The sequence below is a fragment of the Kitasatospora sp. NPDC096204 genome, from assembly GCF_044763205.1.
In the GTDB taxonomy this organism is placed as follows: Bacteria; Actinomycetota; Actinomycetes; order Streptomycetales; family Streptomycetaceae; genus Kitasatospora.
On sequence record NZ_JBIWFT010000007.1, the window covers coordinates 50,943 to 76,650 of the forward strand.

At 74.7% G+C, this 25,708-nt stretch carries 24 protein-coding genes and 1 pseudogene; 11 read left to right on the forward strand and 14 right to left on the reverse strand.

Going from position 1 to position 25,708, the window contains the following annotated elements:
• Window positions 1-64 precede the first annotated feature (64 nt).
• The 3 genes from ACIQ87_RS09535 to ACIQ87_RS09545 all read right to left on the reverse strand — a co-directional run bounded on the left by ACIQ87_RS09535 (window position 65) and on the right by ACIQ87_RS09545 (window position 2,205).
• A complete protein-coding gene (locus tag ACIQ87_RS09535; RefSeq protein ID WP_402404021.1) occupies window positions 65-418 on the reverse strand; it encodes a winged helix-turn-helix domain-containing protein in 354 nt (117 codons plus the stop codon).
• Complete coding sequence (locus ACIQ87_RS09540; protein ID WP_402404024.1) at window positions 415-1,077, reverse strand: hypothetical protein; 663 nt, start codon at window positions 1,075-1,077, stop codon at window positions 415-417. Before ACIQ87_RS09540 ends, ACIQ87_RS09535 begins: the two co-directional genes overlap by 4 nt.
• Before the next feature lie 147 nt (window positions 1,078-1,224).
• Window positions 1,225-2,205, reverse strand: coding sequence for an ArsR/SmtB family transcription factor (locus tag ACIQ87_RS09545; RefSeq protein WP_402404026.1), 981 nt, complete (start codon window positions 2,203-2,205; stop codon window positions 1,225-1,227).
• A 115-nt stretch (window positions 2,206-2,320) separates the two neighbouring features.
• On the opposite strand from ACIQ87_RS09545, the gene ACIQ87_RS09550 reads away from it, so the two are divergent.
• Window positions 2,321-2,935: a ricin-type beta-trefoil lectin domain protein gene (locus ACIQ87_RS09550; RefSeq protein WP_402404029.1), complete on the forward strand. Its 615-nt coding sequence runs from the start codon at window positions 2,321-2,323 to the stop codon at window positions 2,933-2,935.
• 83 nt (window positions 2,936-3,018) lie between these two features.
• Complete coding sequence (locus tag ACIQ87_RS09555) at window positions 3,019-3,642, forward strand: RICIN domain-containing protein (RefSeq protein WP_402404032.1); 624 nt, start codon at window positions 3,019-3,021, stop codon at window positions 3,640-3,642.
• A 186-nt stretch (window positions 3,643-3,828) separates the two neighbouring features.
• On the opposite strand, the gene ACIQ87_RS09560 is transcribed toward ACIQ87_RS09555, so the two are convergent.
• On the reverse strand, window positions 3,829-4,926 hold the full coding sequence (locus ACIQ87_RS09560; protein WP_402404035.1) for an alpha/beta fold hydrolase: 1,098 nt from the start codon (window positions 4,924-4,926) through the stop codon (window positions 3,829-3,831).
• Window positions 4,927-5,188: 262 nt separating this feature from the next.
• Here ACIQ87_RS09560 and ACIQ87_RS09565 point away from each other — a divergent pair, with 262 nt between their 5' ends.
• Window positions 5,189-5,566 (forward strand): recombinase family protein, encoded by a 378-nt coding sequence (locus tag ACIQ87_RS09565; protein WP_402404038.1) that lies wholly within the window; start codon window positions 5,189-5,191, stop codon window positions 5,564-5,566.
• A gap of 238 nt (window positions 5,567-5,804) precedes the next feature.
• A complete protein-coding gene (locus ACIQ87_RS09570) occupies window positions 5,805-8,693 on the forward strand; it encodes an ATP-binding protein (RefSeq protein ID WP_402404040.1) in 2,889 nt (962 codons plus the stop codon).
• Between the two features lie 68 nt (window positions 8,694-8,761).
• Here ACIQ87_RS09570 and ACIQ87_RS09575 read toward each other — a convergent pair whose 3' ends face one another.
• From ACIQ87_RS09575 to ACIQ87_RS09585, 3 genes are all read right to left on the reverse strand, one after another.
• Window positions 8,762-8,932: a hypothetical protein gene (locus tag ACIQ87_RS09575; protein ID WP_402404043.1), complete on the reverse strand. Its 171-nt coding sequence runs from the start codon at window positions 8,930-8,932 to the stop codon at window positions 8,762-8,764.
• A 361-nt stretch (window positions 8,933-9,293) separates the two neighbouring features.
• The gene (locus ACIQ87_RS09580) at window positions 9,294-10,391 is read right to left on the reverse strand and encodes a chemotaxis protein (RefSeq protein ID WP_402404045.1); all 1,098 of its coding nucleotides are present in this window, start codon (window positions 10,389-10,391) and stop codon (window positions 9,294-9,296) included.
• Between the two features lie 254 nt (window positions 10,392-10,645).
• Window positions 10,646-11,236 (reverse strand): lytic polysaccharide monooxygenase, encoded by a 591-nt coding sequence (locus ACIQ87_RS09585; protein WP_402404048.1) that lies wholly within the window; start codon window positions 11,234-11,236, stop codon window positions 10,646-10,648.
• Window positions 11,237-11,594: 358 nt separating this feature from the next.
• Between ACIQ87_RS09585 and ACIQ87_RS09590 the strand changes: the two genes are divergently transcribed.
• From ACIQ87_RS09590 to ACIQ87_RS09615, 6 genes and pseudogenes are all read left to right on the forward strand, one after another.
• Window positions 11,595-12,062 carry a MarR family winged helix-turn-helix transcriptional regulator gene (locus ACIQ87_RS09590; RefSeq protein ID WP_402404051.1) on the forward strand — a complete coding sequence of 156 codons (468 nt, stop codon included), beginning with the start codon at window positions 11,595-11,597 and terminating at the stop codon, window positions 12,060-12,062.
• A 252-nt stretch (window positions 12,063-12,314) separates the two neighbouring features.
• Window positions 12,315-13,517 carry an MFS transporter gene (locus ACIQ87_RS09595; protein WP_402404054.1) on the forward strand — a complete coding sequence of 401 codons (1,203 nt, stop codon included), beginning with the start codon at window positions 12,315-12,317 and terminating at the stop codon, window positions 13,515-13,517.
• Between the two features lie 47 nt (window positions 13,518-13,564).
• Entirely contained in the window at window positions 13,565-13,990 is a 426-nt protein-coding gene (locus tag ACIQ87_RS09600) for a heme-binding protein (RefSeq protein ID WP_402404056.1), read from the forward strand.
• 88 nt (window positions 13,991-14,078) lie between these two features.
• A complete protein-coding gene (locus tag ACIQ87_RS09605) occupies window positions 14,079-14,915 on the forward strand; it encodes an aldo/keto reductase (RefSeq protein WP_402404059.1) in 837 nt (278 codons plus the stop codon).
• A 72-nt stretch (window positions 14,916-14,987) separates the two neighbouring features.
• The gene (locus tag ACIQ87_RS09610; RefSeq protein WP_402404062.1) at window positions 14,988-16,013 is read left to right on the forward strand and encodes a TIGR03571 family LLM class oxidoreductase; all 1,026 of its coding nucleotides are present in this window, start codon (window positions 14,988-14,990) and stop codon (window positions 16,011-16,013) included.
• 278 nt (window positions 16,014-16,291) lie between these two features.
• A pseudogene (locus ACIQ87_RS09615) lies at window positions 16,292-16,615 on the forward strand (MMPL family transporter); the annotation flags it as partial.
• A gap of 15 nt (window positions 16,616-16,630) precedes the next feature.
• Here ACIQ87_RS09615 and ACIQ87_RS09620 read toward each other — a convergent pair.
• Together ACIQ87_RS09620 and ACIQ87_RS09625 are read right to left on the reverse strand one after the other, a co-directional pair.
• Entirely contained in the window at window positions 16,631-17,947 is a 1,317-nt protein-coding gene (locus tag ACIQ87_RS09620) for a M14 family zinc carboxypeptidase (protein ID WP_402404064.1), read from the reverse strand.
• Window positions 17,948-18,057: 110 nt separating this feature from the next.
• Window positions 18,058-21,177: a phosphocholine-specific phospholipase C gene (locus ACIQ87_RS09625; protein ID WP_402404067.1), complete on the reverse strand. Its 3,120-nt coding sequence runs from the start codon at window positions 21,175-21,177 to the stop codon at window positions 18,058-18,060.
• A gap of 349 nt (window positions 21,178-21,526) precedes the next feature.
• Between ACIQ87_RS09625 and ACIQ87_RS09630 the strand changes: the two genes are divergently transcribed.
• Window positions 21,527-22,615: a YihY/virulence factor BrkB family protein gene (locus ACIQ87_RS09630; RefSeq protein ID WP_402404070.1), complete on the forward strand. Its 1,089-nt coding sequence runs from the start codon at window positions 21,527-21,529 to the stop codon at window positions 22,613-22,615.
• A 20-nt stretch (window positions 22,616-22,635) separates the two neighbouring features.
• Here the strand turns inward: ACIQ87_RS09630 and ACIQ87_RS09635 are convergent, their stop codons facing one another.
• The 5 genes from ACIQ87_RS09635 to ACIQ87_RS09655 form a co-directional block, all read right to left on the reverse strand.
• Window positions 22,636-23,115 carry an ATP-binding protein gene (locus ACIQ87_RS09635; RefSeq protein WP_402404072.1) on the reverse strand — a complete coding sequence of 160 codons (480 nt, stop codon included), beginning with the start codon at window positions 23,113-23,115 and terminating at the stop codon, window positions 22,636-22,638.
• 142 nt (window positions 23,116-23,257) lie between these two features.
• Entirely contained in the window at window positions 23,258-23,653 is a 396-nt protein-coding gene (locus ACIQ87_RS09640; protein WP_402404075.1) for an STAS domain-containing protein, read from the reverse strand.
• A gap of 85 nt (window positions 23,654-23,738) precedes the next feature.
• Window positions 23,739-24,644, reverse strand: a complete 906-nt coding sequence (locus tag ACIQ87_RS09645) for a SigB/SigF/SigG family RNA polymerase sigma factor (protein ID WP_402404078.1) — start codon at window positions 24,642-24,644, stop codon at window positions 23,739-23,741.
• A gap of 196 nt (window positions 24,645-24,840) precedes the next feature.
• Entirely contained in the window at window positions 24,841-25,143 is a 303-nt protein-coding gene (locus tag ACIQ87_RS09650; protein ID WP_402404080.1) for a hypothetical protein, read from the reverse strand.
• The gene (locus ACIQ87_RS09655) at window positions 25,140-25,622 is read right to left on the reverse strand and encodes a hypothetical protein (protein ID WP_402404083.1); all 483 of its coding nucleotides are present in this window, start codon (window positions 25,620-25,622) and stop codon (window positions 25,140-25,142) included. The genes ACIQ87_RS09650 and ACIQ87_RS09655 overlap by 4 nt, the downstream gene beginning before the upstream one ends.
• Between the last annotated feature and the right edge of the window lie 86 nt (window positions 25,623-25,708).

Consider the following 25,708-nt stretch of genomic DNA (forward strand, 5'->3'; position numbering starts at 1 on the left):
GCCGCGACGCGTCTGCGGCTAGGCCGGGCGCGGTCGCGTGCGGTGGATCGTACGGTCGGGAGGCTCAGCCCGGGGCGGGGGCGGCCGCGGGGCCGGGGTCGACGCCGCCGCCCGTCCCTTCGAGCTGCTGGATCAGGGCCTTGAGCGCCGCGATCTCTTCGTTGAGGGCCTTCTTGCCCGCCTTGGTGAGCTGGATCCAGGTGCGGGCCCGCTTGCCCTCGTAGCCCTTGTCGATCGTGACCAGGCCCGCCTTCTCCAGGACCCCGAGGTGCTGGGAGAGGTTCCCGGCGGTGAGCCCGAGCGTGCCGCGGAGGAACGTGAACTCCACCTGCCGGGCCTCTTTGGTCACCGCGAGGATGCCCAGGCGGACGCGCTGGTGCACGACGTCGTCGAGGCCGTTGGTGGGGTGTTCGTTCATGCGGCCGACCGCCCCTTGCGCCCCTGCAGCAGGGCGAGGCCGACGCCGCCGAGCAGCAGCACTCCCCCCTCCAGCAGGATGTGCGGGAGGCCGCCCCACGGCGAGGGGTCGGGAAGGTCGCCGGCGCTGATCATGGAGCCAAGGTACCCGCAGGCGATGGCGAGGAGCAGCCAGCTGCGCTCGATCCGGGCGAGCAGCAGCAGTGCCAGGCCGATCGTGCCGGCCGGGCTCACCACCGCGTTGTCGAGGATCGGGGCGAAGGGCGACGGCCCGCGGAGGTCTGCGAGGAACCCCGGGTCCAGTGCCGTCCACGCCACGTAGCCGGTGATGAGCACGACCAGGGTGATGCCCAGCGCCAGGTACGGTCCGACCCGGGTGCCCAGGCCGAGCCTGGCGGAGCGCCGCACGTAGAACCAGCTGATCGCGGCGTAGGCGAGCAGTAACGCCACCGGCCAGTACCACATGGCCGGCGGCAGGCCGCCGTTGTGGTCGCCTTGGCCGTAGCGGACCACCGGTGCGGCGCCGAGGCGCACCGCGGCGAAGACGAGGAGGGCGAACCAGGCGCCGCGCTGCTCGCGGTGGATGTGCCGGGTCAGGGCCTGCTTCATCGTCAGGAGGTCGCGGGGGTTGTTCGAGGAGGGGGCGGGATGAGTCGTCACGCCCACAAGGTTTGCATGACAAACTGATTGCGTCCAGAGACCTGTTGTCGATCCAGCGAAAGTGGGCGCGCCGAAGGAGCCCTCCGCACCGGTGTCATGACGCTTCGTCAAGGGGAGCGGCCGTGGCCGTCCAGGATGGGACGTCTGCTACGTGGCTCCCCCGAGCCGCTGGTAGAGCACGTGCCGGGAGCGCCGGGTGCGGGTCACCAGGCCGGCGCGGTGGAGGATCTGCAGGTGGTACGAGGCGGTGGCCGGGCTCAGGTAGAGCCGCTGGGCGAGTTCCGTCGTGGAGCGCGGCTGGCTCAGTTCGGCCAGGAGTCTGCGCCGCATCGCGCCGATCAGCGGGTGGTCCTGCGCGGGCGGCAGGCAGTCCGCCTGCGCGGCGGGGTAGACGATCAGCGGGGTGCGCGGGGCGGGCGCGCCGGGTGGCTCCCCGGCGCAGAACAGGGCCCAGTCGACGAAGACGCTGGGCGTCAGGATCACCGCGTCCGCGTCCAGCGTCAGCTGGTGGATGCTGTCCGTACGCATGTGCACGAGCAGTTCGCCGTCGCGCCACTCCAGGTTCGGGGCCAGCCGGTTGAGGGCCTCGGCGAGCCCGGACCGGGCGATCTCGGAGGCCCGGGCGGTGACGTCGGCCTCCAGGCGGGCCCGGATCGCCGGCCACGAGGGCGCCAGTGCCGCGTGCCAGAACCGTGCCATCTCGTCGGCGAGGCGGTGCGCGAAGTGGTCCTCCCCGCGGTCGAGGGCCCGTAGCAGCTGCCGCGGCGGCGGGTGGCCGGAGCCGGGGTCCCAGGCGTGGCCGTTGACGGCCCCGGCCAGCTCGTAGCGGATCCGTTCCTGCGGGGTCGTCGCGATCTGGTGCAGCCCCGTGTCGATGTCGGTCAGGAAGGCCGGGGGCTCCGGCCGGATGAAGTCCGGGGCGTACCCGAGGGGGCCGCCTCCGCCGACGACGGCGAGCAGCCCGAGCCGGTGGCGGGACAGCGCGTCGGTGGCCCTGGTCCGCCACTGCGGGGTCAGGGTGGCGGGGCTGAAGCCGACGAGGCGGAGCAGGTCCTTGGCCGCGCCCACCGGTGAGACCGCGAACCTGACGCCTCCCAGCCCCCGGGCCCCCAGGCGGATGCGGATCACAGACGCTCTCCCTTCGCCAGCCCCTTCGAAAACCATCGAATCATTCGACCGGTCGTCCGGCGTGGCGTTTGCTGGATTCACCGAACCGCCCAGCCCTGAGAGGAATCCGGGACCCGTGATCGCTCACAAGAAGCTGGCCGCCGTCGTGGCCGCCGCGGCAGCCCTCGTCGTCGGCGCCACCGGCGCGGCGTCCGCCCAGTCCGCGCAGTCCGCCCGGACCGCCGAGGCCGCCGGCCAGGCCGGTCACGTGGCCTGGAGCCAGGGCCAGACGCCCGGCACCCAGGCGGGCGCCCTCACCGCGGGCCTCTACGTCCGGATCTACAGCCTGTACCAGGGGACCCCGGGCCAGTGCCTGGACGCCGACGCCACCGCCGGCGGCAACGGCACCCGGGTCCAGGTGTGGGGCTGCAACGGCACCACCCAGCAGGAGTGGTACCTGTCCACCGACGGCAGCCTGCAGAACGTGCGGTTCCCGGGCATGTGCCTGGACGCCGACACCAACGGCGGCGGCGCCGACGGCACCCGGGTGCAGCTGTGGCAGTGCAACGGCACCACCCAGCAGAAGTGGTACCACCCCTCCGGGGACCTGGCCATCTACAACTACCGCTACAACAACGGCAACAACACCGTGCTGGACCGCGACATCAACGTGGCCGGCGACGGCGCCCGCACCCAGCTGTGGGGCAAGAACTTCCAGTCCCAGCAGTGGTGGGACATCCGCACCGCGTGACGCCTTCGGCGCGGACGGCCGGTGACCACGCCGTCCGCGCCGGCGCCCGGTGACCATGACGTCCCGACACGGAGGAAACACCCATGGGAATCGCCCACCACGGCACGGCGGCACGCACCCGGACGAGGCTCGGCACGGCGGCCGTCGGGCTCGCCGCCGCGATCGCGTTCGCCACAGGAATGACGCCGGCGTCGGCGGCGGCGCCGAACGTGACGCCGGGCATGGCGCCGGGCGTGGCGCAGCAGGGCGGCGGCACCTCCTCCCCCTCGGTGAGGGACGGGGAGATCGTGGAGCTCTGGAACCTCAACAGCCAGCACTGCCTGTCGGTCGGGGCCGGGAGCACGGCGGGCGGGGCCGGGATCATCCAGTGGTCCTGCTACGGCGGCGCCGAGCAGTACTGGGGCCTCTACCCGATGCCGAACTCCGGCGGCGGCTACGAGATCGTCAACAAGAACAGCGGCAAGTGCCTTGCGGATCCGGCGAGTTCGACGAACGCAGGGGTCCAGCTGATCCAGTACGGCTGCGACAAGGGGCCGGAGCAGACCTGGTACTTCGACTCGAACCCGGACACGGGCTTCGCGCAGATCAGGAACCGGGCGAGCAACCTGTGCGCCGCGGTCGGCGGTTCGAGCACGACGCCGGGCGCCCCGGTCGTCCAGTGGCCCTGCACGGGCGGTTCCGAGCAGCGGTGGACGACCTCCGGGTGACCGCCGGACGCGTGACCGCCGGACGCGTGACCGCCGGACGCGTGACCGCCGGACGCGTGACCGCCGGACGGCCGGACACCGGCGCCCGGTGACCGGGTCTCGCGGCTTCTCCCCCACGAACCCCCACGAAGCCGCGAGACCCGCCCCCGCACCGCCACCCGTCAGCCCGTCAGCCCGTCAAGCCCGTCAGAGGTGGTCGGCGTCCAGGACGGCCCGGACGAAGGCCTCCGGGGCCTCCTGGGGGACGTTGTGGCCGACCTCGGGCAGGGCGCGGTGGAGGTACGGCCCGGTGAAGAAGTCGCGGTAGGTGGAACCGTCGCCGGGCGCGGTGAAGGGGTCGCGGCCGGGGTCGAGGGTGACGGTGGGCACGGCGATCTTCGGGCGGGCGGCGAGCCTGCGCTCCAGTTGGTCGTAGCGGTGCTCGCCGTCGGCCAGTCCGAGGCGCCAGCGGTAGTTGTGGATGACGATCGCCGCGTAGTCCGGGTTGTCGAAGGCGGCGGCGGTCCGGTCGAAGAGCGCGTCGTCGAAGGCCCAGGTCGGTGAGACCTGCCGCCACACCAGGCGGCACAGCTCGCGGCGCTTGTCCCGGTTCTCCATGGCCGCGCGCCCGCGCTCGGTGGCGAAGTAGAACTGGTACCACCAGGTGTGCTCGGCGGCGGGGGCCAGCGGCTGCTTCTGCATCTCGACGTCGGTGACGAGGTATCCGCTGACCGAGACCAGGGCCTTGACCCGCTCCGGCCACAGCGCGGCGATGATGTCGGCGGTGCGCGAGCCCCAGTCGAAGCCGGCCAGCACCGCCCGCCTGACGCCCAGCGCGTCCATCAGGGCGAGCACGTCCAGGGCGACGGCGGACTGCTGGGCGTTGCGCATCGTGCGGTCCGACAGGAAGCGGGTGCTGCCGTGGCCGCGCAGGTACGGGACGACCACGCGGTAGCCCCGGGCGGCGAGCAGCGGGGCGACGTCGACGTAGCTGTGGATGTCGTACGGCCAGCCGTGCAGGCAGATGACGGCGGGGCCGTCGGCCGGTCCGTCCTCGGCGTAGCCGACGTCGAGGACACCGGCGCGGACCTGGGCCAGGCGGGCGAAGCCGGTCCGGGCAGCGGGGGCGGGGGCGGGGGCGCCGGCGGGGGCGGCGGCCGGTGCGGGGGCACCGGCGGGGGCACCGGCCGGCGCGGGGGTACCGGCCGGTGCGGCCCCGGCGGTCCGGGGCAGGGCGGCCAGGGACAGCGCGGTGGTGCCCGCGCCGAGTCCGACGGTCCTGGTGAAGGCGCGCCTGTCGATCATGCCGGTTCCTCCGTCGTACGAATGGGCCGCTCGGGCCGATGGGTTGACACCTTGTCAACGTCCCGGACCGCCGTCAGTGACGCCCAGGGCCTGCGGGGCCCATGGGGCTCATGGGCCCCGTGGGGCGCGCCGCAGCCTGCCCGGCGCTCGCACGATTGGGTGGCGACCGCTATTGATTGCGCACCGTTCACCGGGGCCTGCTGGAGTGGACGGGCTCCCCCAGGCCCGTCGCACTCCTCACCGAACAGGTCAGGTGAACGACATGCTCGACCCCTCCGTCCGCCCGCCCCGCCCCGCGCTGTACCTGCGCTGCTACCCCGCCGACGCGGCGGGCCTGGAGTACCAGCGCGCCGCGTTGGAGCGCCTGGCCCGCCAGCGCGGCCTGCCGGTGCCCGCCGGGTTCCTGGACGACGGGGTGCGTTCCGGCAAGCGGTGCCCCGCCCTGGAGCGGCTGCTGGAGCGGGCCGGGCAGGGCTGGGTGAACGTGGTGCTGGTGCCCGGCCCGTTCGTCTTCTCCCTGGACGACCGCAGTGCCAGGGCGGCCGTGCGCCGGCTGGAGGCGCTGGGCTGCACGGTGCTGGAGCTGCCCGGCCGCGCCGCCCTGCCGCAGCGGCGGCCGGCCCCCGCCTGCACCGCCTGAACGGACAGCCCGCCTGCACCGCCCGAACAAAACAGACCGAACGAAACAGACCGAACGAAACCGCCTGAACACACCACCCACGCACACCGCCTGGACACACCACCCGCACACCCTCGCACCGCCCGTACCGCGACGGTGCCCCGGCGGGCTGCGCGGGGAGCCGTCACGGCATGATGGGCCCCATGGCCTTCGCAACCCTCCTCGGCGAGCGCCGCGCACCCGGACCGACCGGACGGCCGTGAGCCGGCCCGTCGAGCCGGGATCGCCCGGCGCCGGATTCGCGTTCGTCGGGCGCCGCCCCGAACTGGAACGCCTCACCCAGGCGATGCTCCACCCGCCCGCCGTCGTCCTGGTCGAGGGCGAGGCCGGTCTCGGCAAGTCCCGTCTGGTGGCCGAGGCCGCCGCCGACGCCGCCGCGGCGGGCCGCCGGGTGCTGACCGGCTTCTGCCACCCGCTGCGCGAGCCGCTGGCCTTCGGCCCGGTGGTGGACGCGCTGCGCGGCGTCGGCCCGTTCCTGCCGCCCGCCGACCGCATCGCGGCCAGTGCCGGGGCGCTGCGCCCGCTGCTGCCCGACCTCGCCGACCGGCTGCCGCAGCTGCCCGCGGCCGCCGGTGACGGGACGCCGGGGCTGCGGCTGCTCGTGCAGGCGGTGCGGGCGCTGCTGGGCGCGCTCGGCGAGACGGTGCTGGTCGTCGAGGACCTGCACTGGGTGGACGACGCCACCCGGGAGCTGCTCCTGCTGCTGGCGCGGGACGTGCCGGCGGGGCTGGCCCTGGTGCTCACCTACCGGGCCGAGGACCTGCCGCCGGACACCCCCGTGCTCGGCGCCGCCTACCGGCGTCCGGCCGGGGTGGGCGGCGCGCTGGTGCGCCTGGCCCCGCTCGCCGAGGCCGAGGTCGACGAGCTGGCCCGGGCGGCGCTCGGCCCGCGCGCGACGCCGGCCCTGGCCCGGGTGCTGTTCGACCGCAGCGAGGGCCTGCCGCTGGTCGCCGAGGAGGACCTGATCACGCTGGGCGAGCGGCGCGGGGCCGGGGCGCTGACCAACGCCGCGGACCTGGCCGCCGACCTGGAGCAGTCCGAGGTGCCGCGGGGCCTGCGCGACGCCGTCACCGAGCGGCTCGCGGCGCTGTCCGCGGACGCCGCCGCGATCGCCTCCGCGGCCGCGGTGCTCGGCGTGCCGGCCGGGGAGGAGCTGCTGGCGGCGGTGGCCGGCCTGGAGGCGCAGGCCGCGGCGGACGGCCTGACCGAGGCGCTGCGGGCGGCGGTGCTCCACGAGCGTCCGCTGGCCCACTACGGCTTCCGGCACGTGCTGGCGCAGCAGGTGGCGTACCGCCGGCTGCCCGGGCCGCGGCGCACCGCGCTGCACCGGCGGGCGGTGGCGGCGCTGGGCGCGCGCGAGCCGAGGCCGCTGGTGCAGATCGCCCACCACACCCTGGCGCTCGGCGACCGGGCGGCGTGGCAGGAGGTGGCCGAGGCGGCCGCGGACCAGGCGGTCGCGCTCGGGGACAGCGGCAGCGCGGGGGCGCTGCTGCGCCGGCTGCTGGACGAGCCCGACCTCGATCCGCACCGGCGGGGGCGGGCGGCGCTGGCGCTGGCGCGGATCGCCGCCGACGGCGTGGACTCGGTGGCCAGTGCGGCGGTGCTGACGGCGATCATCGCCGACCCGCGGCTGCCGGTGCCGGACCGCGGCGAGATCCGGCTCTCGCTGGGCTTCCTGATGGCGGTGCACGGCGGGGACCGGGCCGGTTTCGCCCGGATGGAGGAGTCCCTGGAAGAGCTGGAGGAGCGCCCGGGCCGGGCGGCCAGGGCGATGGTGGCACTGGCCATGAACGAGCGCGACGGCGCCGGGGAGCGCGCCTGGCAGTGGCTGGAGCGGGCCGAGCGGACGCTGGCCGCGCACCCGGACGAGGAGGTGGCGGCGGCCGTGCGGGCGACCCGGCTGACGTTCCTGGCGCGCGAGGGCGACCCGTCGGTGTGGGAGCGGCTGGAGGAGCTGCCGCGCAGTTCGCGGCGGCCGGAGATCGTCCGGCAGACCACCCGGGCGCTGTACAACGCGGGTGAGATCGCCGTCGAGCTGGGCCACGACCGGCGGGCGGCGCGGCTGTTGGAGGAGAGCCGGCGGCTGGCCCGGCAGGCGGCGATCCCGTATCTGGAGTGCTACAGCCGGATCGCGTTGGTGCGGCTGGACGGCCTGGCCGGGCAGTGGGAGGGGCTGGAGGAGCGGCTGGCGGCGCTGGGCGCGGAGTTCCCCGACCTCGCGATGGCCGGGGTCGAGCAGGCGCTGCTGCTGGGCCGGCTGGCGGCGGCGCGCGGCCGGCTCGCGGTGGCGCACGCCCACTTCACGGAGGCGGGCCCGTACGGGGAGCGGGAGTCGCAGGTGACCGGGGCGCTGCGGGCGGCGGCGGGGCTGGCGGCGCTGCAGCTGGCGGAGGGGGACGTGGCGCGGGCGGCGGCCACGCTGGAGCCGGCGCTGACGGCGCTGCGGCGGGCCGGGGCGTGGCCGCGGGCGGCGGAGTTGCTGCCGGTGGCAGTGGAGGTGCTGCTGGCGGACGGCGACCGGGCGGGGGCCGAGGAGTTGGCCGGGCAGGCGGGGGCGCACCTGGAGGGGCGGGACGCGCCGGCCGCGCTGGCGGCGCTGGCCTTCGCCCGTGGTCTGCTGCTGGCGGCCGGGGATCCGGCGGGCGCGGGCGCGCAGTTCGTCCGCTCGGGCGGGCTCTGGCAGGAGATCGGGCGCCCGTACGAGGCGGCGCGGGCCGGGGAGCGGGCGGCGACCGTGGCGGCGGGGGTGGACCGGGTGGCGGCCGGGGAGCGGATCGCCGCCGCGGAGCGGGCGTACCTGGCGCTGGGGGCGGCCTCGGACGCGGCCCGCTGCCAGCGGCTGCGGCGGGAGCTGGGCCTGGGCCGGGCGGCCTCGCCGGGGCGGCGTGGCTACGGCGAGCGGCTGTCGCCGCGTGAGCGGCAGGTGGCGGCGCTGGCCGCGCAGGGGGCGGCGAACCAGGACATCGCGCGGGCGCTGTTCCTGTCGACCCGTACGGTCGAGCACCATGTGGCCGGTGCGCTGCGCAAGCTCGGGGTGGGGCGGGCGGGGCTGGGCGAGGCGCTGGCGGCGGAGGACGACGCCTCCTGACGCCTCCTGACGCCGCCTGGGAAATGGGTCCCGCCCCGCTCCCTCAAGGGGGCGGGACCCGGTCCGGGTCAGCCGTGCCGGTGGTGTCCGGAGCGTTCGACGAGCCGGGAGAGCCGGGCCAGTCGGGCCAGGCCCGGGCGGCGCAGGCCGCTGCTGCGGCGGGCGGGCAGGACCAGCCCGGGGTCGGGGGCGGTGAAGTGCTCGTCGGCGTAGAGGCGAAGGCGCTCGCGGCGGGTCATGGCGACCTCCTGGGGGGTGAGGGTCGTCGGCTGGGGCGGGCTCCAGGAAACCGGCCGGGCCGGGGTGGGATCAATGCGTACCGCTACCCAATCCCCTACCGAACGCTGGGTACCGCTACCCCTCGGCGCGCCGCGGCCCCGTACCGTCCAAGGACGGTACGGGCCGCGAGGGGGTCCGGGTCAGGCGTCCGGGGCGCGGGCCTCGGCGGCGAGCAGGGCGGCCCGGTCGGCGGGGACGGTGCGCCCGGCCTGGTTCTCGGCCCACTGGGCGAGCGGCCAGTACCGTGCGGGGTGCCGTGGACGGGCCGCAGCCGCCCACCGGGGAGGGGGCGGCTGCGGCGGAGCCGGGATTGAGGGCCGGTCAGTAGCGCAGGACGGCGGCGATCCGGCCGGAGTCGGCGAGGGTGCCGTCGGGGACGAAGCCGATCCGGCCGCCGGTGTCCAGGGCGCGTTCGATCACCTCGTCGACGATGTCCTCGCGGGCCCCGGGCTGGTCGGCCTCGGCGGGCACGAGGTGCTCGCCGTCGTCGCGCACGGTGGCGCGGTAGTTCTCCTCGACCACCAGACGGGCGATCCGGCCCTCGCCGACGGTCTGCCAGATCTCGTCCAGGCCGGCCGCGAACTGCTGGGCGCCGCGGGCCTTGTCGAGCTGGGCGAGGCTCTCGTCGATCTCCCGCTGGGCGTGGGCGCGCACGGCGGGCTCGACCACCTTGCGGACGGTCTCGGCGTCGGCCTGGGCCAGGCCGCCGTGCGGCAGCTGCGCGGTGGCCTCCTTGGCGATCGGGCCGACGGCGTCCAGCAGGGCGAGCGCGGCGGCCTCGCCGACCACGTACAGCGGGCGGGGGGCGGCGGCCAGCAGCTTGCCGACCTCGGTGTCGGCCTGGCGCAGGAAGGTCTTGGTCGCCTCGTCGCGGAAGGTGCTGGGCGTGTCGCCGATCTGCTCCTGCCGTTCGGGGTCGGGGTTGTCGAAGACGCGCACCAGCGGGAAGCCGTTGCCCTTGTCCTCGGCGACCCGCTCCTCGGTGCCGCCCCACAGCACCACCTTGTCGGCGGCGACCGCGAGCACCCAGAACGGGCGCTCGGCGGCGTGCGCGGCGACCAGGTTGCGGGTGAGGTAGGTGTCGGACAGGACCACCCGGGCGGGGGCGGTGCGACCGAGTGACCAGACGTGGTGCTCGCCGGGCGCGGCGAAGACCGCCAGGCCGTCCTCGGCGTGCACCAGGTCGACCTCGGCGAGGGCCCGGTCGAGCTGCTCCAGCACGTCGATCCGCTCGGCGCGGGAGACCTTCGGGTCGGCCTGGACGCGCTCCTTCGCCTCGGCCAGCAGGTTGCGCAGCCGGACCGGGTCCTGGGCGTTGTCCGGCTCCCGGCGGTGCGTGGGCATCAGGATCGACACCGCCGGATAGGGCCGCGGCCGGCGCAGCTCGGCGAGGACGGCGGGGCTGAGGTCGGGGCGCATGGAGACCCTTTCCGAAGGCGGTCGGCCTTCTTTCGTGGACGCGCGAAGCCTGGGCACTGGGCGCTGGGCACTGCTGCCAAATGTCGTCAATGTATCCATTCACGGCTTCTGCGGCGCGCGCACGACCGGGGCCGGGCGTCGGGGTCTCCGGTGGCGGGCGGCGGCCCGCCGGCGCCGTCCGGGGTCGGGCGGCGGCCCGCCGGCGCCGTCCGGGGTCGGGCGGCGGCGTCGGCGGGACGCGACGGTCGGGGCCGTCAGAACTGGACGTCGGTGCAGGAGTAGAAGGCGTTGGCGGTGTCGGCGATCTCCCAGACGGCGACGATCACCTGGTGGCCGGTGCGGCCGGTGGGCAGGGTCGCGGTGTGGGTGGTGGTGGCGGCGGGCTGGCGGCCGTTGTAGGGGACGGTCAGGAAGGGGGTCAGGTCCAGGGCGGAGCGGGTGATCGGCTGGCTCGCGTCGTAGCCGGGCTTGGTCAGGTAGTACTTGAAGTTCGTGGTGGAGTGCCGGGCCTCGATCTCCCAGGTGAAGGTGAGCTGCTGGCCCGCCGTCACCTTGGTGGTCGGCCAGGCGCCGCCCCGGGGGTTGTCCAGCGGGGCCCAGCGGGCGTCGCCGCCGGCGCAGATGGTGCCGTCCGCCGGGCCGCGGCTCGGGAAGCCCTTGGGGCCCTCGACGCTCTGCGGCTCCCACTGGATGTCGCCGCAGTCCCACGGGACGGCGTTGGCGCCGCAGAGCGCGGAACGGCTCGGCGGCAGGTTGATGAAGCCGTGCGACTGGGCCGGCAGGGCCGCCGCGATCGGCAGGGTGATCGCGGCCGCGGCGGCGGCGATCAGGTGGCGCTTGCGCATGGTGCTCCTCCGTGGGGGTGGATGGAGTGTGCGCCCGGCGCGGGGCGTACGCGTGCGCGTGGTGGGGGTGCGCACGGCGGCCTGCCCGAGATATGGCATGCCCGCGCCAGACCGGTTGCCCGACACCGTAGGAGCTGCCTTCCCTCCGCGTCAATGGTCTGAACCATTTGCGCCGAAGCCCCGTGGACACTGGGCGCCGACCGACATCCCGCGCTCGACACCCGCGCCGGACCGGTGCGGGTCCGGCCCGGGTCCGGCCCGGGAAGATTGCTTGCACAAGCGCTATACAAGCTCTAGCCGATATTTTAAATCATGGCTTATCCTGTACCCAGCCACACCTGGAAGGAGGCCGGGCCCCATGACCGCCACGGACCCCGCGCTCACCGCCCTCGCCAACGGCTGGGGCGCCCTGTCCCTCCTGCACGGCAGGATCGAGTCGCACATCGAACGCGCCCTGCAGGCCGAGCACGACCTGAGCGTGCGCGAGTACTCACTGCTCGACGTCCTCAGCCGCCAGCACGACGGCGTGGGCGGGCACCTGCAGATGAAGCAGGTCGCCGACGCGGTCGTGCTCAGCCAGAGCGCCACCACCCGCCTGGTCACCCGACTGGAGGACCGCGGACTGCTGTCGCGCTACCTGTGCCCGACCGACCGCCGCGGCATCTACACCAACGTCAGCGAGGCCGGCCTGAAGCTCCTGGAACAGGCCCGGCCGACCAACGACGCCGCCCTGCGCGAGGCGCTCGACGAGGCCGCCCGCAACCCCGAGCTGACCTCGCTGGTCCGCGCGGTCGAGGCCGTGGACGCCCTCGCGCCCGCCCGCTGACCCAGGCCGGCCCCCGCACCGCCACTCCCCCGGGCCCGGCCCGTCCGAACCGCACCCACGGTTCGGACGGGCCGGGCCCGGTCGCGTTCCGCGGCATCCCGCCCCGCCGGCCCACCCCCGGGCCCCGACACCGCGCGGCCGCCCAGCCCTCAGCGCATGCGCCATATCCGCGCTTGCACTTATCGCGCGTCTGCAACTATTGTTTAAGCACGCAAGGCGCTAGCTCAAGCAATCACAGAAGGGTTCGGGCCCATGCCTCTCGCTCTCATCGCCCTGGCCATCGGCGCATTCGGGATCGGGACCACCGAGTTCGTGATCATGGGTCTCCTGCCCCAGATCGCCGGCGACTACGGCGTCTCCATCCCCGACGCGGGCCTACTGGTCACCGGCTACGCCCTCGGCGTGGTCATCGGCGCCCCGCTGATGACCGCCCTCGGCACCCGGATCAGCCGCAAGACCATGCTCATGCTGCTGATGGGCCTGTTCGTCGCCGGGAACCTGCTCTCGGCGTTCGCCCCGTCCTTCCCCGTGATGCTGGCCGGCCGCATCGTCACCTCACTGGCCCACGGCGCCTTCTTCGGCATCGGCTCCGTCGTCGCCGCCGACCTGGTCGCCCCGCAGAAGAAGGCCGGCGCCATCGCCACCATGTTCACCGGGCTGACCATCGCCAACATCGTCGGTGTGCCGCTGGGCACCTTCATCGGCCAGGCCGTCGGCTGGCGCACCACCTTCGCCGGCGTCGCCGCGCTCGGCGTCATCGGCCTGCTCGGCATCGCCAAGCTCGTGCCCGCCATGCCCCGGCCCGAGGGCGCCCACCTGCGCCGGGAGCTCACCGCGTTCCGCAATCCCCAGGTGCTGCTCGCCATGGCGATGACCGTGCTCGGCTTCGGCGGGGTCTTCGCCGCGATCACGTACATCGCTCCGATGATGACCAACGTCGCCGGCTACGCCGACGGCTCCGTCACCTGGCTGCTGGTGCTGTTCGGCGTCGGCATGTTCCTCGGCAACCTGCTGGGCGGGCGCTACGCCGACCGCAAGCTGATGCCGATGCTCTACACCACCCTCGGCGGCCTCGCCGTGGTGCTGGCGCTGTTCACCCTCACCGCCCACAACAAGGTCCTCGCCGCCGTCAGCGTCCTGCTGGTCGGAGCCCTCGGCTTCGCCACCGTCCCCCCGCTCCAGAAGCGCGTCCTGGACCAGGCCCACGGCGCCCCCACCCTGGCCTCCGCCGTCAACATCGGCGCCTTCAACCTCGGCAACGCGCTGGCCGCCTGGCTCGGCGGCATGGTGATCGCCGCCGGCCTCGGCTACACCGCCCCGAACTGGGTCGGCGCCGCCCTCGCCGCGGCGGCCCTGCTGCTGGCCCTCTGGTCCGCCGCCCTGGAACGCCGCGACCGCACCCGTGAGGCCGTCACCACGGGCACGGCTCCCCGTCACGCCGCCCTGCGCCACTGACCATCGATCCGACCGGAACCCACCCCACCACCGGGAGAAGCACCACCATGAGCACCACCACCGCCGTCGCCCCGCTCGGCACCGCCGACGCCGAACTCCTCGTCGAGACCGCCCGGAGCGCCGCCGAGGCCGCGGGCGTGCCGGTCAGCGTCACCGTCCTGGACGCGGGCGGCCACCTGCTCGCCTTCCGCCGCGACGACCGCGCCGTGCTGATCTCCGGCGAGACCAGCACCCGCAAGGCCTACACCGCCCTGCAGCTGAACGCCCCGACCGCCGACCTGGTCGACCTGGTCAAGCCCGACGGGCCGTTCCACTCCCTGCCCACCGCCCTGGACCGCCCGCTGCTGTTCATCGCCGGCGGCATCCCGGTCCACCGCGACGGCCGGCTGATCGGCGCCATCGGCGTCGGCGGCGGCTCCCCGGAGCAGGACCACTCCTTCGCCACCGCCGCGCTCGACCGGCTCGACCGGTGAGCACCTCCACCCGCGGCCCCCGGGATATCAGCGCCCGGACCGTCCACCACACCCTCACCGACCGCACCGCCTGAAGGAACACGCGACCATGACCACCCCCAGCGTCCCCACCGTGAAGCTGAACAACGGCGTCGAGATCCCCCAGCTCGGCTTCGGCGTCTTCCAGGTCCCCGACGACCAGACCACCGCCGCCGTCGCCTCCGCCCTGGAGGCCGGCTACCGCAGCATCGACACCGCCGCCGTCTACGGCAACGAGACCGGCGTCGGCCGCGCCCTGGCCGCCTCCGGCGTGGCCCGCGAGGACCTGTTCGTCACCACCAAGCTGTGGAACGCCGACCAGGGCTACGACGCCACCCTGCGCGCCTTCGACGCCAGCCTCGCCAAGCTCGGCCTGGACCACGTCGACCTCTACCTGATCCACTGGCCCACCCCGGCCCGTGACCTCTACCTCGACTCCTGGCGCGCCCTGGAGCGCCTCGCCGAGGAGGGCCGCATCCGCGCCGCCGGCGTGTCCAACTTCCAGCCCGCCCACCTCCAGCGCCTGCTGGACAACAGCTCGCTGGTGCCCGCCGTCAACCAGGTCGAGCTGCACCCCGGCCTCCAGCAGGCCGAGCTGCGCGCCTTCCACGCCCGGCACGGCATCGCCACCGAGGCCTGGAGCCCGCTCGCCCAGGGCGCCGTCCTGGACGACCCGGCGATCACCGCCATCGCCGAGCGCACCGGCAGGTCCGCCGCCCAGGTCGTGCTCCGCTGGCACCTGCAGCTCGGCAACATCGTCATCCCCAAGTCGGTCACCCCGGCCCGCATCCGGCAGAACCTCGACGTCTTCGGCTTCGAGCTGACCGAGCAGGACATGGCCGCGATCGCCGCCGGCGACCGCGACCTGCGTACCGGCCCGCACCCGGACCAGTTCAACGCGAGCTGACCCGCCGCCCCACCACTCCCGTCCCGGGCGGTCGCACCGCCGCCCGGGACGGGTTTTTTGCAAGGACTCGCCATGGCACTGCCCCACCCCGCACCAGCCCACCCCGCACTCGCCCGACTGGCCCCCGCCGACGGCCGGCTGACCATCGGCCTGGAACTGCCCCTGGACAACGACTGGGGCCGGGAGCGCGGCCGGGCCGACCACGAGGCCGGCCGCCCCTTCGGCGTCCCCGACCTCGCCGAGCACGCCCGCCTCGCCCGGCTCGCCGACCGCCTCGGCTTCGCCGCCCTGTGGGTGCGCGACGTCCCGCTCTACGACCCCGTGCAGTTCGGCGACGCCGGCAGCGTCTTCGAGACCTTCACCCACCTCGGCCACCTCGCCGCCCTCACCCGGGACGCGGTCCTCGCCACCGGCGCGATCGTCCTGCCGCTGCGCGAACCGCTGCTGGTCGCCAAGGCCGCCGCCACCGTCGACGTGCTCTCCGGCGGACGCCTGCTGCTCGGCCTGGCCAGCGGCGACCGCCCCGTGGAGTACCCGCTGTTCGACCGCGACTTCCACGGCCGCGGCGCCGCCTTCCGCACCGGCGTCGAGACCCTGCGCGCCGCCTGGCGCCCCGGCCCGCTGGACCTGCCCGCCCTCGGCCTCGGCGCCGAACGGCAGCTGGAGGTCCTGCCCCGGCCCGTCCACCCCGCGGGCATCCCGATCGCCGTCGCCGGCGGCGCCCAGCAGAGCCCCGAGTGGATCGCCGAGCACGCCGACGCCTCCCTCAACTACCCGCGCGATCCGGGCGCGCTGCGCCTGCGGATGCGCCAGTGGCGCGACCTCGCCGGCGACAAGCCCTACCTGACGCCGATGGTGCTCACCCTCGCCGAGGACCCGGCCACCGCGCCGCGCCCCATCCGCCTCGGCCTCGACACCGGGCGCACCGCCCTGATCGAGCACCTGGAGCTGATGTCCGAGCTCGGCGTCGCCCACGTCTCCTTCAACCTGCGCCCCAACGACCGCCCCGTGGACGAGCTGCTGCAGGAGCTCGCCGAGGAGGTCCTGCCCCGCTTCGCCGCCCCCGCCGCCACGGCCCCCGCCGGGCAGCGCGGCTGAGCCGGGGAACGGCCCCGGGCACCCGCCCGGGGCCGCGGGGGCGACTACCCGCCGGTACCGGTGGGCGGGGCCCGGCGCCGGGAACGCTGCGCCGATCGGCGCACCGCCGTGCAGGAGACCCGGGAGCCTTCCATGCCGCCGTCCGCCCCGTCAGCCCCCTCGGCCCCCGAACGGCCCGTCGGGCGTGCGGCGCTGCGGCGCCTGGGCGCGGGCGGGGGTGCAGGCCTCGGTGCAGGGGGCGCTGGCGGGCCTGCCCGGTGCGGCCGAGCAGCACCCCGTTGCTCTCCCGGGTGCACGAGGCGTGGCTGCGCACCGGGCGCAGCCACGACGCGGTGGCGCACGCGCTGGAGATCACCGCGCGGGTGATCACCTGTGCGGCGCTGATCATGGTGAGCGTGTTCGCGGCGTTCATCGTCGGCGACAACGTGGTGATCAAGATGATGGGGGTGGGTCTGGCGGTGAGCGTGCTGGTGGACGCGACGGTGGTGCGGCTGCTGCTGGTGCCGGCGGTGATGACGCTGCTGGGGGCGGCGGCGTGGTGGACGCCGCGGTGGCTGGACCGGGTGCTGCCGCACATCGACACCGAGGGCACGAACGCGTAGTGCTCCTGGTCCTCCCTAGTACTCCGGGTGGCGCAGGGCGACGGCGGCGCGCACGGTGTCGGCCTGGTGGGCGGCCTGGCGGGCGACGGGCAGCCAGACGGGCTGGAAGCGCTGCTGGTACTGGGCGCACCAGTCCCGCAGGAGGTGGTCGAGGCGGGCGGCCTCGCGGGCGGCGGGGGCGCCGGCCGGACGGACGGCGCGGCGCAGCAGGGCGGCGGCGCGCACGGGGACGCGGTGGGCCCAGAGGTCGATGCCGGCGAGGCGGGCGCGGGTCGTCGGGGTGTGCAGGAGGTCGTGTCCGTGGACGTCGGGGTCCCATCGGTCGGCGAGTTGGTGCAGGGCGGTGAGCGGGGTGCGGGCGGCGCGCAGCAGCGGGGTGTCGGGGTGTCGCAGGTGGGGCGTGGCGGCGTCGAGGAGTGCGGTGAGGAGTGTGCCGCGGTGGCGCAGGCGGTCGGCGCTGGTGCGCAGGTGCGGGCGGGTGGCGTCGGCGCGGCGGGTGTCGCCGAGGTGGGCGCTGGTGAAGGCGGGGACTTCGACGAGGACGGTCTGGCCGCCGTGGCGCTGGGGGGCGAACCAGGTGGCGGCCTGGCCGCCGCCGGTGTCCTGGTGGGGGGTGAGCATGCCGGTGGCGGTCTCCTGGTGGTCGATGTGGTGGGGGGCCATCAGGTAGACGCCGGGTCCTGATTCGTGCAGGTGGAAGGTGTCGAAGTTGCCGGTCTCGACGGGGATGCCGTGGTGGGCGGCGGAGCGGGCGAAGGGGTGGGCGAGGGGGGCGGGGTCGATGGTGGCCTGGAGGAAGGTGCCGCCGACGTCGGTGCTGTGGAGGGAGAACTGGAGGGTGGGGCGCAGTTCGTCGACGAGGTCGAGGAGGGCGCGGCTCTCGGGGAGGTCGGCGCCGATGGCGGGGGCCCATTCGGGCTGGTCCTCGGCGGCGGGGCGGTAGTAGTGGGCGAAGTAGGCGGGCAGGGTGCGGGCGGTGCGGCTGCCGTCGGCGAGGTGGGCGCCGTCGGGGTCGAGGCAGAGCAGGAAGTGCCAGGCGAGGTCGGGGCGCCGGGTGGTGAGGGCGTGGTGGGCGAGGTCGGTGACGGTGGCGCGGGAGGCGAACTCGTCGGCGTGGGCGCCGGCGACGACGAGGAGGTTGTGGGGGGCGTCGCGGCCGACGGTGAGCAGGGTGAGGGGGCGTCCGGCGCGGGAGGTGCCGATGGTGCGCACCCGGCACAGGTCGGGCCGCTGGGCGGCCAACCGGTGGGCGGTGGCGGTGAGTTCGTCGAGGCTGGGGTAGTGGTCGTGGAGTCGGGCGGCCCGGCCGGCGGGTGTCGTCGTGTCGGTCATCTTCGGTGTCCTCCCCTGGTGGTCGTGGCAGTAGTTGTACCTGCTGCGGGAGGGGGCCGGGCCCGCCCGGGCGCGAAGGCTCGGACGGGCCCGGGTGGGACCGGGGGGTGTCAGCCGGTGATGGGGCGGGTGTCGAGGCGGATGTGGTCGACGGCCCAGTACCAGTTGTTGCCGGCGTCGTACATGCGGAACCTGAGGGTCACCGTGCGGGCTCCGGCGGGGACGGCGAAGCTGCGGGTGATGCGGGTGTTCTGCGCGTCCTTGCCGGCGTTGTCGTTGCCGGTGGGGTCGGAGCCGTAGGTGAGCAGGCGGGTCTCGGTGCCGTTGTCGAAGACGGCGGTGACGGAGGCCTTCTGCGGGGCTTCCTGGCGGTAGTGGGAGTCGAAGGCGAGGTGGAGGGTGTCGGTGCCGGCCGGGATGGTGACGGCGGGCGAGGCGAGGGTGGAGTCGAAGACGCCCTTGCGGGAGGGGGAGCCGGTGTCGTCCCAGTCGTCGGGGTCGGCGACGGCGACGACGCCGAGGGCGCGGGTGAAGTTGCCGCGGTCCTGGGCGCCGAGGGCGGCCCATTCGCGCTTGGTGTGGAAGGTCCAGCCCTGGAGGCGGGTGGTGCCCTGGGGCATGGCGGGGGCGTTGACGACCGTCCAGCCCTTGGGGGCCTGGGCGGTCCAGCCGAGCAGGCCGGCTTCGGGCTTGAGGGCGTCGGCGAGGGATTCGAAGTCCTCGTCGAGGAGGTGGCCGGTCATCACCGGGGCGGGGCGGGCGGCGAGTTCGCCGTCGGCGAGGGCGTGGCGGCCGTCGGCCTGGGCGCGGGCGGTGACCAGCAGGCGGTGGGTGGCGGTGGCGGGCAGCTGGGCGGGCGGGGTGACCTGCCAGACGGCGGTGGCGGTGGCGCCGGCGGCGAGCTTGTCGGGTGCGGCGGTGACGGCGGTGGCGCTCCAGCCGGGCGGGAGCAGCGGCTGGGCTTCCAGGCGGGTGAGGGCGGTGGTGGCGGTGAGGGTGGCGGTGATCGTGGCGGGGCGTGCGGGCAGCAGGACGGGTTCGTCGATGGTGGTGGAGGCGGCGCCGAGGGCGAGGTCGACGGTGAGCGGGTCGGCCAGGCCGAGGGCGGGGTCGGTGACGGTGCGGTCGTCCCAGGGGAAGCGGCCGGCGATGCGGCGGCGGAAGCCGAGGTCGCCCTGGACGCCGACGGCGACGTCGTACCAGCCTTCGGGGCCGACCTTGAGGTTGACGGTGCGGTCGTCGCCGGCCGCGACGCGGATCTCGCGCAGGCCGTCGCCGTAGGCGAGGTCGCCGACGAGGAAGGTCCGGGCGGTGCGCGAGCGGTTGATGACGTCGACTTCCAGCACCTTGCCGTCGCTCTCCTCGGACAGGGAGATCTCGTAGGCGGAGGCGGTGTCGCCGCGCAGGTGCCACAGGGCGCCGTTGGGGCCGTGGACGCGCAGGTCGTAGCCGGCGGGGCCGACCTTCCAGACGTCGGACAGGCGGCTCCTGGCGGCGACGGTGTAGTGCTTGGGGGCTTCGCCGGGGGCGGGGTAGACGGCGAAGACGGCGCCCTGGCGGCCCTGGTTGACGAAGTCGAGGGTCAGCTCGTCGCCCTTGAGGCGGGGCTTGACGAGCAGGTTGTAGGGGGCGGGGCGGGAGGAGCGGGTGCCGCGTTCCTGGCGGGGGAAGGTCTGCGGGCTGGGCACGGTGGGGGCGGGGAGCTTGCCGGTGTCGGTGACCTTCTGGCGGTTGCCGCTGGTGTCGGGCAGCTGCGGCCAGGCGGGGTTGCGGCCGGAGAAGTCGAAGACATTGGTGAGGTCGCCGCAGACGGCGCGCCGCCAGGCGCTGATGTTGGGTTCCTGGACGCCGAAGCGCTGTTCGAGGAAGCGCAGCACGGAGGTGTGGTCGTAGACGGTGGAGTCGACGACGCCGCCGCGGGTCCAGGGCGAGACGACGACCATCGGCACGCGCACGCCCAGGCCCATCGGGTAGGGGCCGGAGACGAGGGTCTCGCCGGCGGGGAGGGTGTCGGACCAGGTGAGGGTGCCGTCGGCGGCCTTGACCCGGTACCTGCCGTCCTGGCCGACGACCCGGTGGTAGGTGGAGGAGCCCTTGGAGACGCGGACGACGACCTCGCCGTCGACGGGGACGTTGGACTTGCCGCGGCCGTCGGCCAGCGGCGGGACGGGCGGCAGCTGGTGGTCGAAGAAGCCGCCGTGCTCGTCGTAGTTGAGGATGAAGACGGTCTTCTGGAACACCTCGGGCTTGGCGGCGAGCGCGGACAGCAGCCGGGAGGTGAGGTGCTCGCCGTTCGGCGGCGCGTAGTTGGCGTGCTCGGACAGGGCGGCGGGGGCGACGATCCAGGAGACCTGCGGGAGGCGGTCGGCCTGGACGTCGGCGGTGAAGGCCTCGACCAGGGCGTCGCCCATGGCGAACGGGTCGTTCTTCTTGGCCGGGTCGCCGACGGCGCGCATGCCGCGCTCGTAGAGCGGCTCACCGGGCTTGGCCTTGACGAAGGGGGCGAACCAGGCGAGGGCGTTGTCGTCGAAGTTGTCGATGGCCTGGTAGGTCTTCCAGCTGACGCCGGCCTGTTCCAGGCGCTCGGCGTAGGTGGTCCACTCGTAGCCGCCGGGGATCTCGGTGTTGTCGGTCACCGGGGTGTCGCGGACGGTGCCGCCGCTGGTGCCGGTCATCAGGTGGTCGCGGTTGGTGTTGGTGTTGCACTGCACGGAGGCGTAGTAGGCGTCGCAGACCGTGAACACCGAGGCGAGGGCGTGGTAGAAGGGCATGTCGGCGGGCTCGTAGTAGCCCTGGCCGAGCCAGCCGGAGGAGCGGCGGGTGACGGAGCCGTCGGCGCGGCCGTCGTTCCAGGCGTTCATGGAGTCGCCGTAGCCGAAGGACGGGGCGCCCTGCTGGTAGGCGTTGGTGTGGGCGGCGTTCATCGCGAAGGGCAGCAGGTAGCCCTCCTTGCGGCCGGGGTCGGGCTGGTGGAACACCGAGCGGCCGTCGACGCCGCGCACCGCGGTGCGGTCGCCGAAGCCGCGCACGCCCGCGAGGGTGCCGAAGTAGTGGTCGAAGGCGCGGTTCTCCTGCATGAACACCACGACGTGCTGGATGTCCGCCAGCCGTCCGGGCCGGGCCGGTGCGGCGAGCGCCTGCCGGACGCTGATCGGGAGGGCGGACAGCACCGCGGCCGCCGCCGCGCCGCCGAAGATGCTGCGGCGCGACAGTTCGGGCTTCGGACTCATGGGGGTGGGGCTCCTTGCTGACGGACCGCGGGTCTTCGGTCCGGGGGCTTCGGTACGGGCGGGTTTCGGTACGGGTCTTCGGTACGGGTCTTCGGTACGGGGGCCGGTCGCGCGGTTCGGACCGGACCCGTTATGTGTACGAGACCGAGGTGGACGCAGCCGTGGTGTCCGATGACGGGTCGATGACCGGCAATCGACTCCGGGCTGTACAGACAACTTGACGCCAGTTGATCAATCAGTTGATCCGTCAACAAGCCCGGACCGGTCGTCAGGAGCCCCGCGCACTCCCCCGTCACCCGTGTGCCGCAGCCGGGGTGTCGGGCCGCGCGGACCCGGGCAGACGCGCGGCGTGAACCCCATCGAGCGGGGCCTGCGGGCCGTGGACCGCTTCCAGCAGCACCACCGGGCCCCCGGCCTGGTGATCGGCGTCGTGCGCAAGTACGGCGACGACCGGGGCGGGCTGCTGTCCGCCCTGATCACCTACTACGGCTTCGTCGCCCTGATCCCGCTGCTGCTCCTGCTCAGCACCGCCCTCGGCTTCGTCCTGCACGGCCACCCCGGGGCGCAGCACGCGGTGCTGGACTCCGCGCTCGCCGACTTCCCGATCATCGGCGACCAGCTGCGCCACAACGTCCACTCGCTGCAGGGCAGCGGCCTGGCGGTGCTGGTCGGCGTGCTCGGGCTGCTGTACGGCGCGCTGGGCATCGCGCAGGTGCTGCAGCACGCCATGGCCGAGGTCTGGAACGTGCCGGGGGTGAAGCGGCCCGGCTACTGGCCGCGGCTGGCGCGCAGCATGCTGCTGTTCGCGGTCCTGGGCGGCGGGCTGGTGCTGGGCACGGCCGCCGCCTCGCTGGTCGGCGGCACGCTGGCCGGGCCGGCCGCCCGGGTCGGGGGGCTGGTCGTCTCGGCGCTGGTGAACGCCGCGCTGTGCCTGGCCTGCTTCCGGGTGCTCACCCCGCGCGAGGTGCCGTTGCGGTCGCTGTGGCCGGGCTGCGCGCTCGCCGGGCCGCTGTTCACCGTCCTGCAGGCGACCGGCTCGCTGCTGGTCGCCCACGAGCTGCGGCACGCGAGCCAGGTCTACGGGTTCTTCGCGACGGTGATCGGGCTGCTGTTCTGGCTCTACCTGGCCGCGCAGGTCACCGTGTACGCGGCCGAGGTCAACGTGGTGCTCGTGCGGCGGCTGTGGCCGCGCAGCCTGCTGCAGCCGCCGCTGACGCAGGCCGACGTGGCGGTGCTGTCCTCGGTCGCCCGGCAGGAGGAGCGCCGGCCCGAGCAGCGGGTCGACGTGTTCTTCCACGACGAGCCGTCACCGGCCGAGGAACCGCAGGAGCGCGACGAGCCGGAGGAACGGGAGGGGGACGGCGGGAAGGACGGCGGCGGGAAGGACGGCGGCGGGAAGGACGGCGGCGGGAAGGACGGCGGCGGCCGGTCGGCGTGAGGGCCGGCGCGGGCCGCGGTTCAGCCGCGGGTCAGCCGGTGGGCGTCGAACTCGGCCCAGATCGCCTTGCCCTGGCCGTGCGGCTCGGCGCCCCAGCGGTCGGCGGTGCGTTCCACGATGAACAGGCCGTGGCCGCCGGGCAGGGCCGGCTCGTGCGGCAGGCGCAGCGCGGGCAGGGCCGGGCTGCGGTCGCTGACCTCCACCCGCAGGCGCTGCCCGGTGGCGTCCAGGACCAGCTCCAGCGGGCCGCCGCCGTGCAGCATGGCGTTGGCCACCAGCTCGGCGACCAGCAGCACGACGTCCGCGCCGACGCCCTCGTGGGTGCCGGGCGCGCCTGCGGGGGCGTACCAGTCGCCGACGGCCTCGGCGGTGAAGGCGCGGGCCCGGGCGACGGGCTTGGGGAGGCCGGCCAGGGACAGCCGTCTGCGCTGGCCGCCGGGCGGCAGCGCCGGGCCGGACCGGTGCGCGTCGCCGTCCAGGGTTCCCCGGCTCATCGTCATGTGAGGGCGCCCTTTCGGATCGACGGCGGTTCGCATGGTCGGTTTCCCGGCGCTTTCGGGATTATGCCTGCGCCGGCGCGGGGTGCGCGGTCCCCGCGGCGCGGCACGCCGGGACGCCGCGTCCCGCGGAACGTGGACCGGCTCAGGCCGCCAGGGCCTCCTCGGCCGAGGCGTGGATGGAGAACACCGCGCGGGTGCCGGTCAGTTCGAGGACCCGCATCACGGTGGGCGGCACCGCGGCCAGGTGCAGGTCCACGCCCTCCTCCCCCGCCGCGAGGCGGGTCTTGAGCAGGAGGTTCAGGCCGGAGGAGTCACAGAAGCCGACCTCGGCGAGGTCGATCACCACGGCGCCGGGCCGCTGCGCGACCAGGGCGGTGAGGATGTCGGCGGCGGGGGCGAGCGTCTCGATGTCGAGGTCGCCGGCCAGGGCGCAGACCACCGCGCCGGCGGCCGCGGGGCGGGTGCGTACCGCCAGCTCGGCGCGGTACGGGGAGGCCGCCGGCGCGAGGTCCCGCCGGCCGTCGTCGGATGGCATCATCGTCGTCCCCTCCATGTCCGTGCCCTCCGACCTTACGTAGCCACCGTCCCGCGGCCAAGCGGGGGGTCGGCGCCGGTACGGTGGCTCAGTCCTCCTCCAGTCCCTCGCGCAGGCGCCGCAGGGTGCGGGCGAGGAGGCGGGAGACGTGCATCTGGGACAGCCCGAGGCGGGCGCCGATCTGCGACTGCGTCAGGTCCTCGCAGAAGCGCATCGACAGGATCAGCCGCTCGCGTTCCGACAGGGCGCCGACCAGTGGCTTGAGCGCGACGAGGTCCTCGACCCGGGAGAGGTCCGGGTCCTCCTCGCCGATGCGCTCGCCCAGGCTGCCGGGGCGGTCGTCGTCCTCGGCGCCGGTGTCCAGGGAGCCGGCGGTGTGCCCGTTCGCGGCGGTCAGGCCCTCGATCACCTCGTCCTCGGCGAGCTGGAGGTGGTTGGCGAGTTCGGCCACCGTGGGGGCCCGGTCCAGTTCCTGCGCCAGGCGCTCCTGGGCCTTGGCCAGGACGATGCGCAGCTCCTGGAGGCGGCGGGGCACGTGGACGGCCCAGGTGGTGTCGCGGAAGTGCCGGCGGATCTCGCCGAGCACGGTGGGCAGGGCGAAGGTGGTGAACTCGACGCCGAGTTCGGCGTCGAAGCGGTCGATGGCCTTGATCAGGCCGACGGCGCCGACCTGCAGCAGGTCCTCCTGCGGCTCGCGGTGGGCGTTGAAGCGGCGGATCGCGAACCGGACCAGGGACAGGTTCATCTCCACCAGGGTGGCCCGCACGTACGAGTACTCGCGGGTGCCCTCCTCCAGGACGGCGAGGCGGCGCAGCAGCACCCGGGTGAGTTCGCGGGCGTCGGCGGGCGGGACCTCCCGCGGGTCCCCGGCCGCGGCGAGTTCCGGTGGCAGCAGGTCGCGCAGCGCCGGCGCGGCGGCGGGGGCGGCCGTGCGGGAGGGGTCCTTCGTCGGCGAAGCGGCGGAGGCGGTCAGTTCACCAGTGGTCGTGACCATCGGAGTCCTTCCTCGTGTCGGCACGGTCGAACGCCCCGGTTACCCCGCCTCGGCCGATCGATGCAGTGGCTGCGCGTGGAGGTTTGGTGAATCCCGGGCGGGCGTTCGGGCCGGGCCGGTCGCCGGCCCGGGGAAGGACGCGGCCCGGTCCGGCCGGGTCGTGGGCGGAGGTGCCGCTGCGGAGAGGACCCGACTCCTAGGGAGCGGTGGGGTGGTGGAGCCGGCGGGCGGCGGTGCGGATGGCGAGGGTGTACGGGGCGTCGAGGGCGCGGGTGGGGGCGTCGAGGTCGTCGAAGGGCACCAGGGCGCGGTGGTTGTCGTCGGTGGTCTGGGTCCAGGCCGTCCAGGCGTTGTGGACGTCCTCGTCGGTGACCTGCTCGCCCTTGGCCTGGAGCAGCACGGCGTAGATGCGGAAGAGGTCGTCGGAGCCCGCGGGTGGTCTGGCCTCGGTGGGCAGGCAGGAGCGGATCAGGTCGGCGATGGGGTCGAGGTGGCTCATACGGCCAGTGTGCCGGTGACGAGCGTGCCGGTGAGCAGGATCAGGTGGGCCAGGGCGAATATCACGGGTACGAGCCGTTCGGTGGTGCCGAGTTCGGTGTAGTGCCGGTGGCGCCGGCCGGTCGCGGCGCTGTTCCGAAGGACGTCCCACTCCTCGGTGTAGATCCGCGCGGGCAGCTTCTCCTCCAGGGTGTTGATGACCCGGAACTTGGCGCCGTTGAGGTCCCGGTAGCTGCGCAGCTGCATCCACCAGGCGCCGGAGAGGGTGATGCCGGCCAGCGCGACGGCCGTCGCCACCCACCACGGGGACTCCGACAACTTCGGTATGCCGAAGCCGATCAGGGTGACCAGCGCGGTCTGCACGGACAGGAAGAAGGTGTTGGCGCTGCCCCGGCGGGCGGAGATCCGGTCGGCCATCTCCACGGCGAGCAGGTACAGTTCCAGCGTTTCGGACCGGTTCGGCTCCTGCGGCTTGGTCATCGCGCGGCCCCCTCGGGCGGGTGGTGTGCCGGCTTCGCCCACTGCCCGGGCTCGGCCCGACGTGTCCATCCTTCCCTGTGGGTCGG

Coding starts and splice junctions, on each gene's coding strand:
- ACIQ87_RS09535 (WP_402404021.1), bottom strand. CDS start 418: ATGAACGAACACCCCACCAACGGCCTCGACGACGTCGTGCACCAGCGC.
- ACIQ87_RS09555 (WP_402404032.1), top strand. CDS start 3,019: ATGGGAATCGCCCACCACGGCACGGCGGCACGCACCCGGACGAGGCTC.
- ACIQ87_RS09560 (WP_402404035.1), bottom strand. CDS start 4,926: ATGATCGACAGGCGCGCCTTCACCAGGACCGTCGGACTCGGCGCGGGC.
- ACIQ87_RS09565 (WP_402404038.1), top strand. CDS start 5,189: ATGCTCGACCCCTCCGTCCGCCCGCCCCGCCCCGCGCTGTACCTGCGC.
- ACIQ87_RS09575 (WP_402404043.1), bottom strand. CDS start 8,932: ATGACCCGCCGCGAGCGCCTTCGCCTCTACGCCGACGAGCACTTCACC.
- ACIQ87_RS09580 (WP_402404045.1), bottom strand. CDS start 10,391: ATGCGCCCCGACCTCAGCCCCGCCGTCCTCGCCGAGCTGCGCCGGCCG.
- ACIQ87_RS09585 (WP_402404048.1), bottom strand. CDS start 11,236: ATGCGCAAGCGCCACCTGATCGCCGCCGCCGCGGCCGCGATCACCCTG.
- ACIQ87_RS09590 (WP_402404051.1), top strand. CDS start 11,595: ATGACCGCCACGGACCCCGCGCTCACCGCCCTCGCCAACGGCTGGGGC.
- ACIQ87_RS09595 (WP_402404054.1), top strand. CDS start 12,315: ATGCCTCTCGCTCTCATCGCCCTGGCCATCGGCGCATTCGGGATCGGG.
- ACIQ87_RS09600 (WP_402404056.1), top strand. CDS start 13,565: ATGAGCACCACCACCGCCGTCGCCCCGCTCGGCACCGCCGACGCCGAA.
- ACIQ87_RS09605 (WP_402404059.1), top strand. CDS start 14,079: ATGACCACCCCCAGCGTCCCCACCGTGAAGCTGAACAACGGCGTCGAG.
- ACIQ87_RS09610 (WP_402404062.1), top strand. CDS start 14,988: ATGGCACTGCCCCACCCCGCACCAGCCCACCCCGCACTCGCCCGACTG.
- ACIQ87_RS09620 (WP_402404064.1), bottom strand. CDS start 17,947: ATGACCGACACGACGACACCCGCCGGCCGGGCCGCCCGACTCCACGAC.
- ACIQ87_RS09625 (WP_402404067.1), bottom strand. CDS start 21,177: ATGAGTCCGAAGCCCGAACTGTCGCGCCGCAGCATCTTCGGCGGCGCG.
- ACIQ87_RS09635 (WP_402404072.1), bottom strand. CDS start 23,115: ATGACGATGAGCCGGGGAACCCTGGACGGCGACGCGCACCGGTCCGGC.
- ACIQ87_RS09640 (WP_402404075.1), bottom strand. CDS start 23,653: ATGATGCCATCCGACGACGGCCGGCGGGACCTCGCGCCGGCGGCCTCC.
- ACIQ87_RS09645 (WP_402404078.1), bottom strand. CDS start 24,644: ATGGTCACGACCACTGGTGAACTGACCGCCTCCGCCGCTTCGCCGACG.
- ACIQ87_RS09650 (WP_402404080.1), bottom strand. CDS start 25,143: ATGAGCCACCTCGACCCCATCGCCGACCTGATCCGCTCCTGCCTGCCC.
- ACIQ87_RS09655 (WP_402404083.1), bottom strand. CDS start 25,622: ATGACCAAGCCGCAGGAGCCGAACCGGTCCGAAACGCTGGAACTGTAC.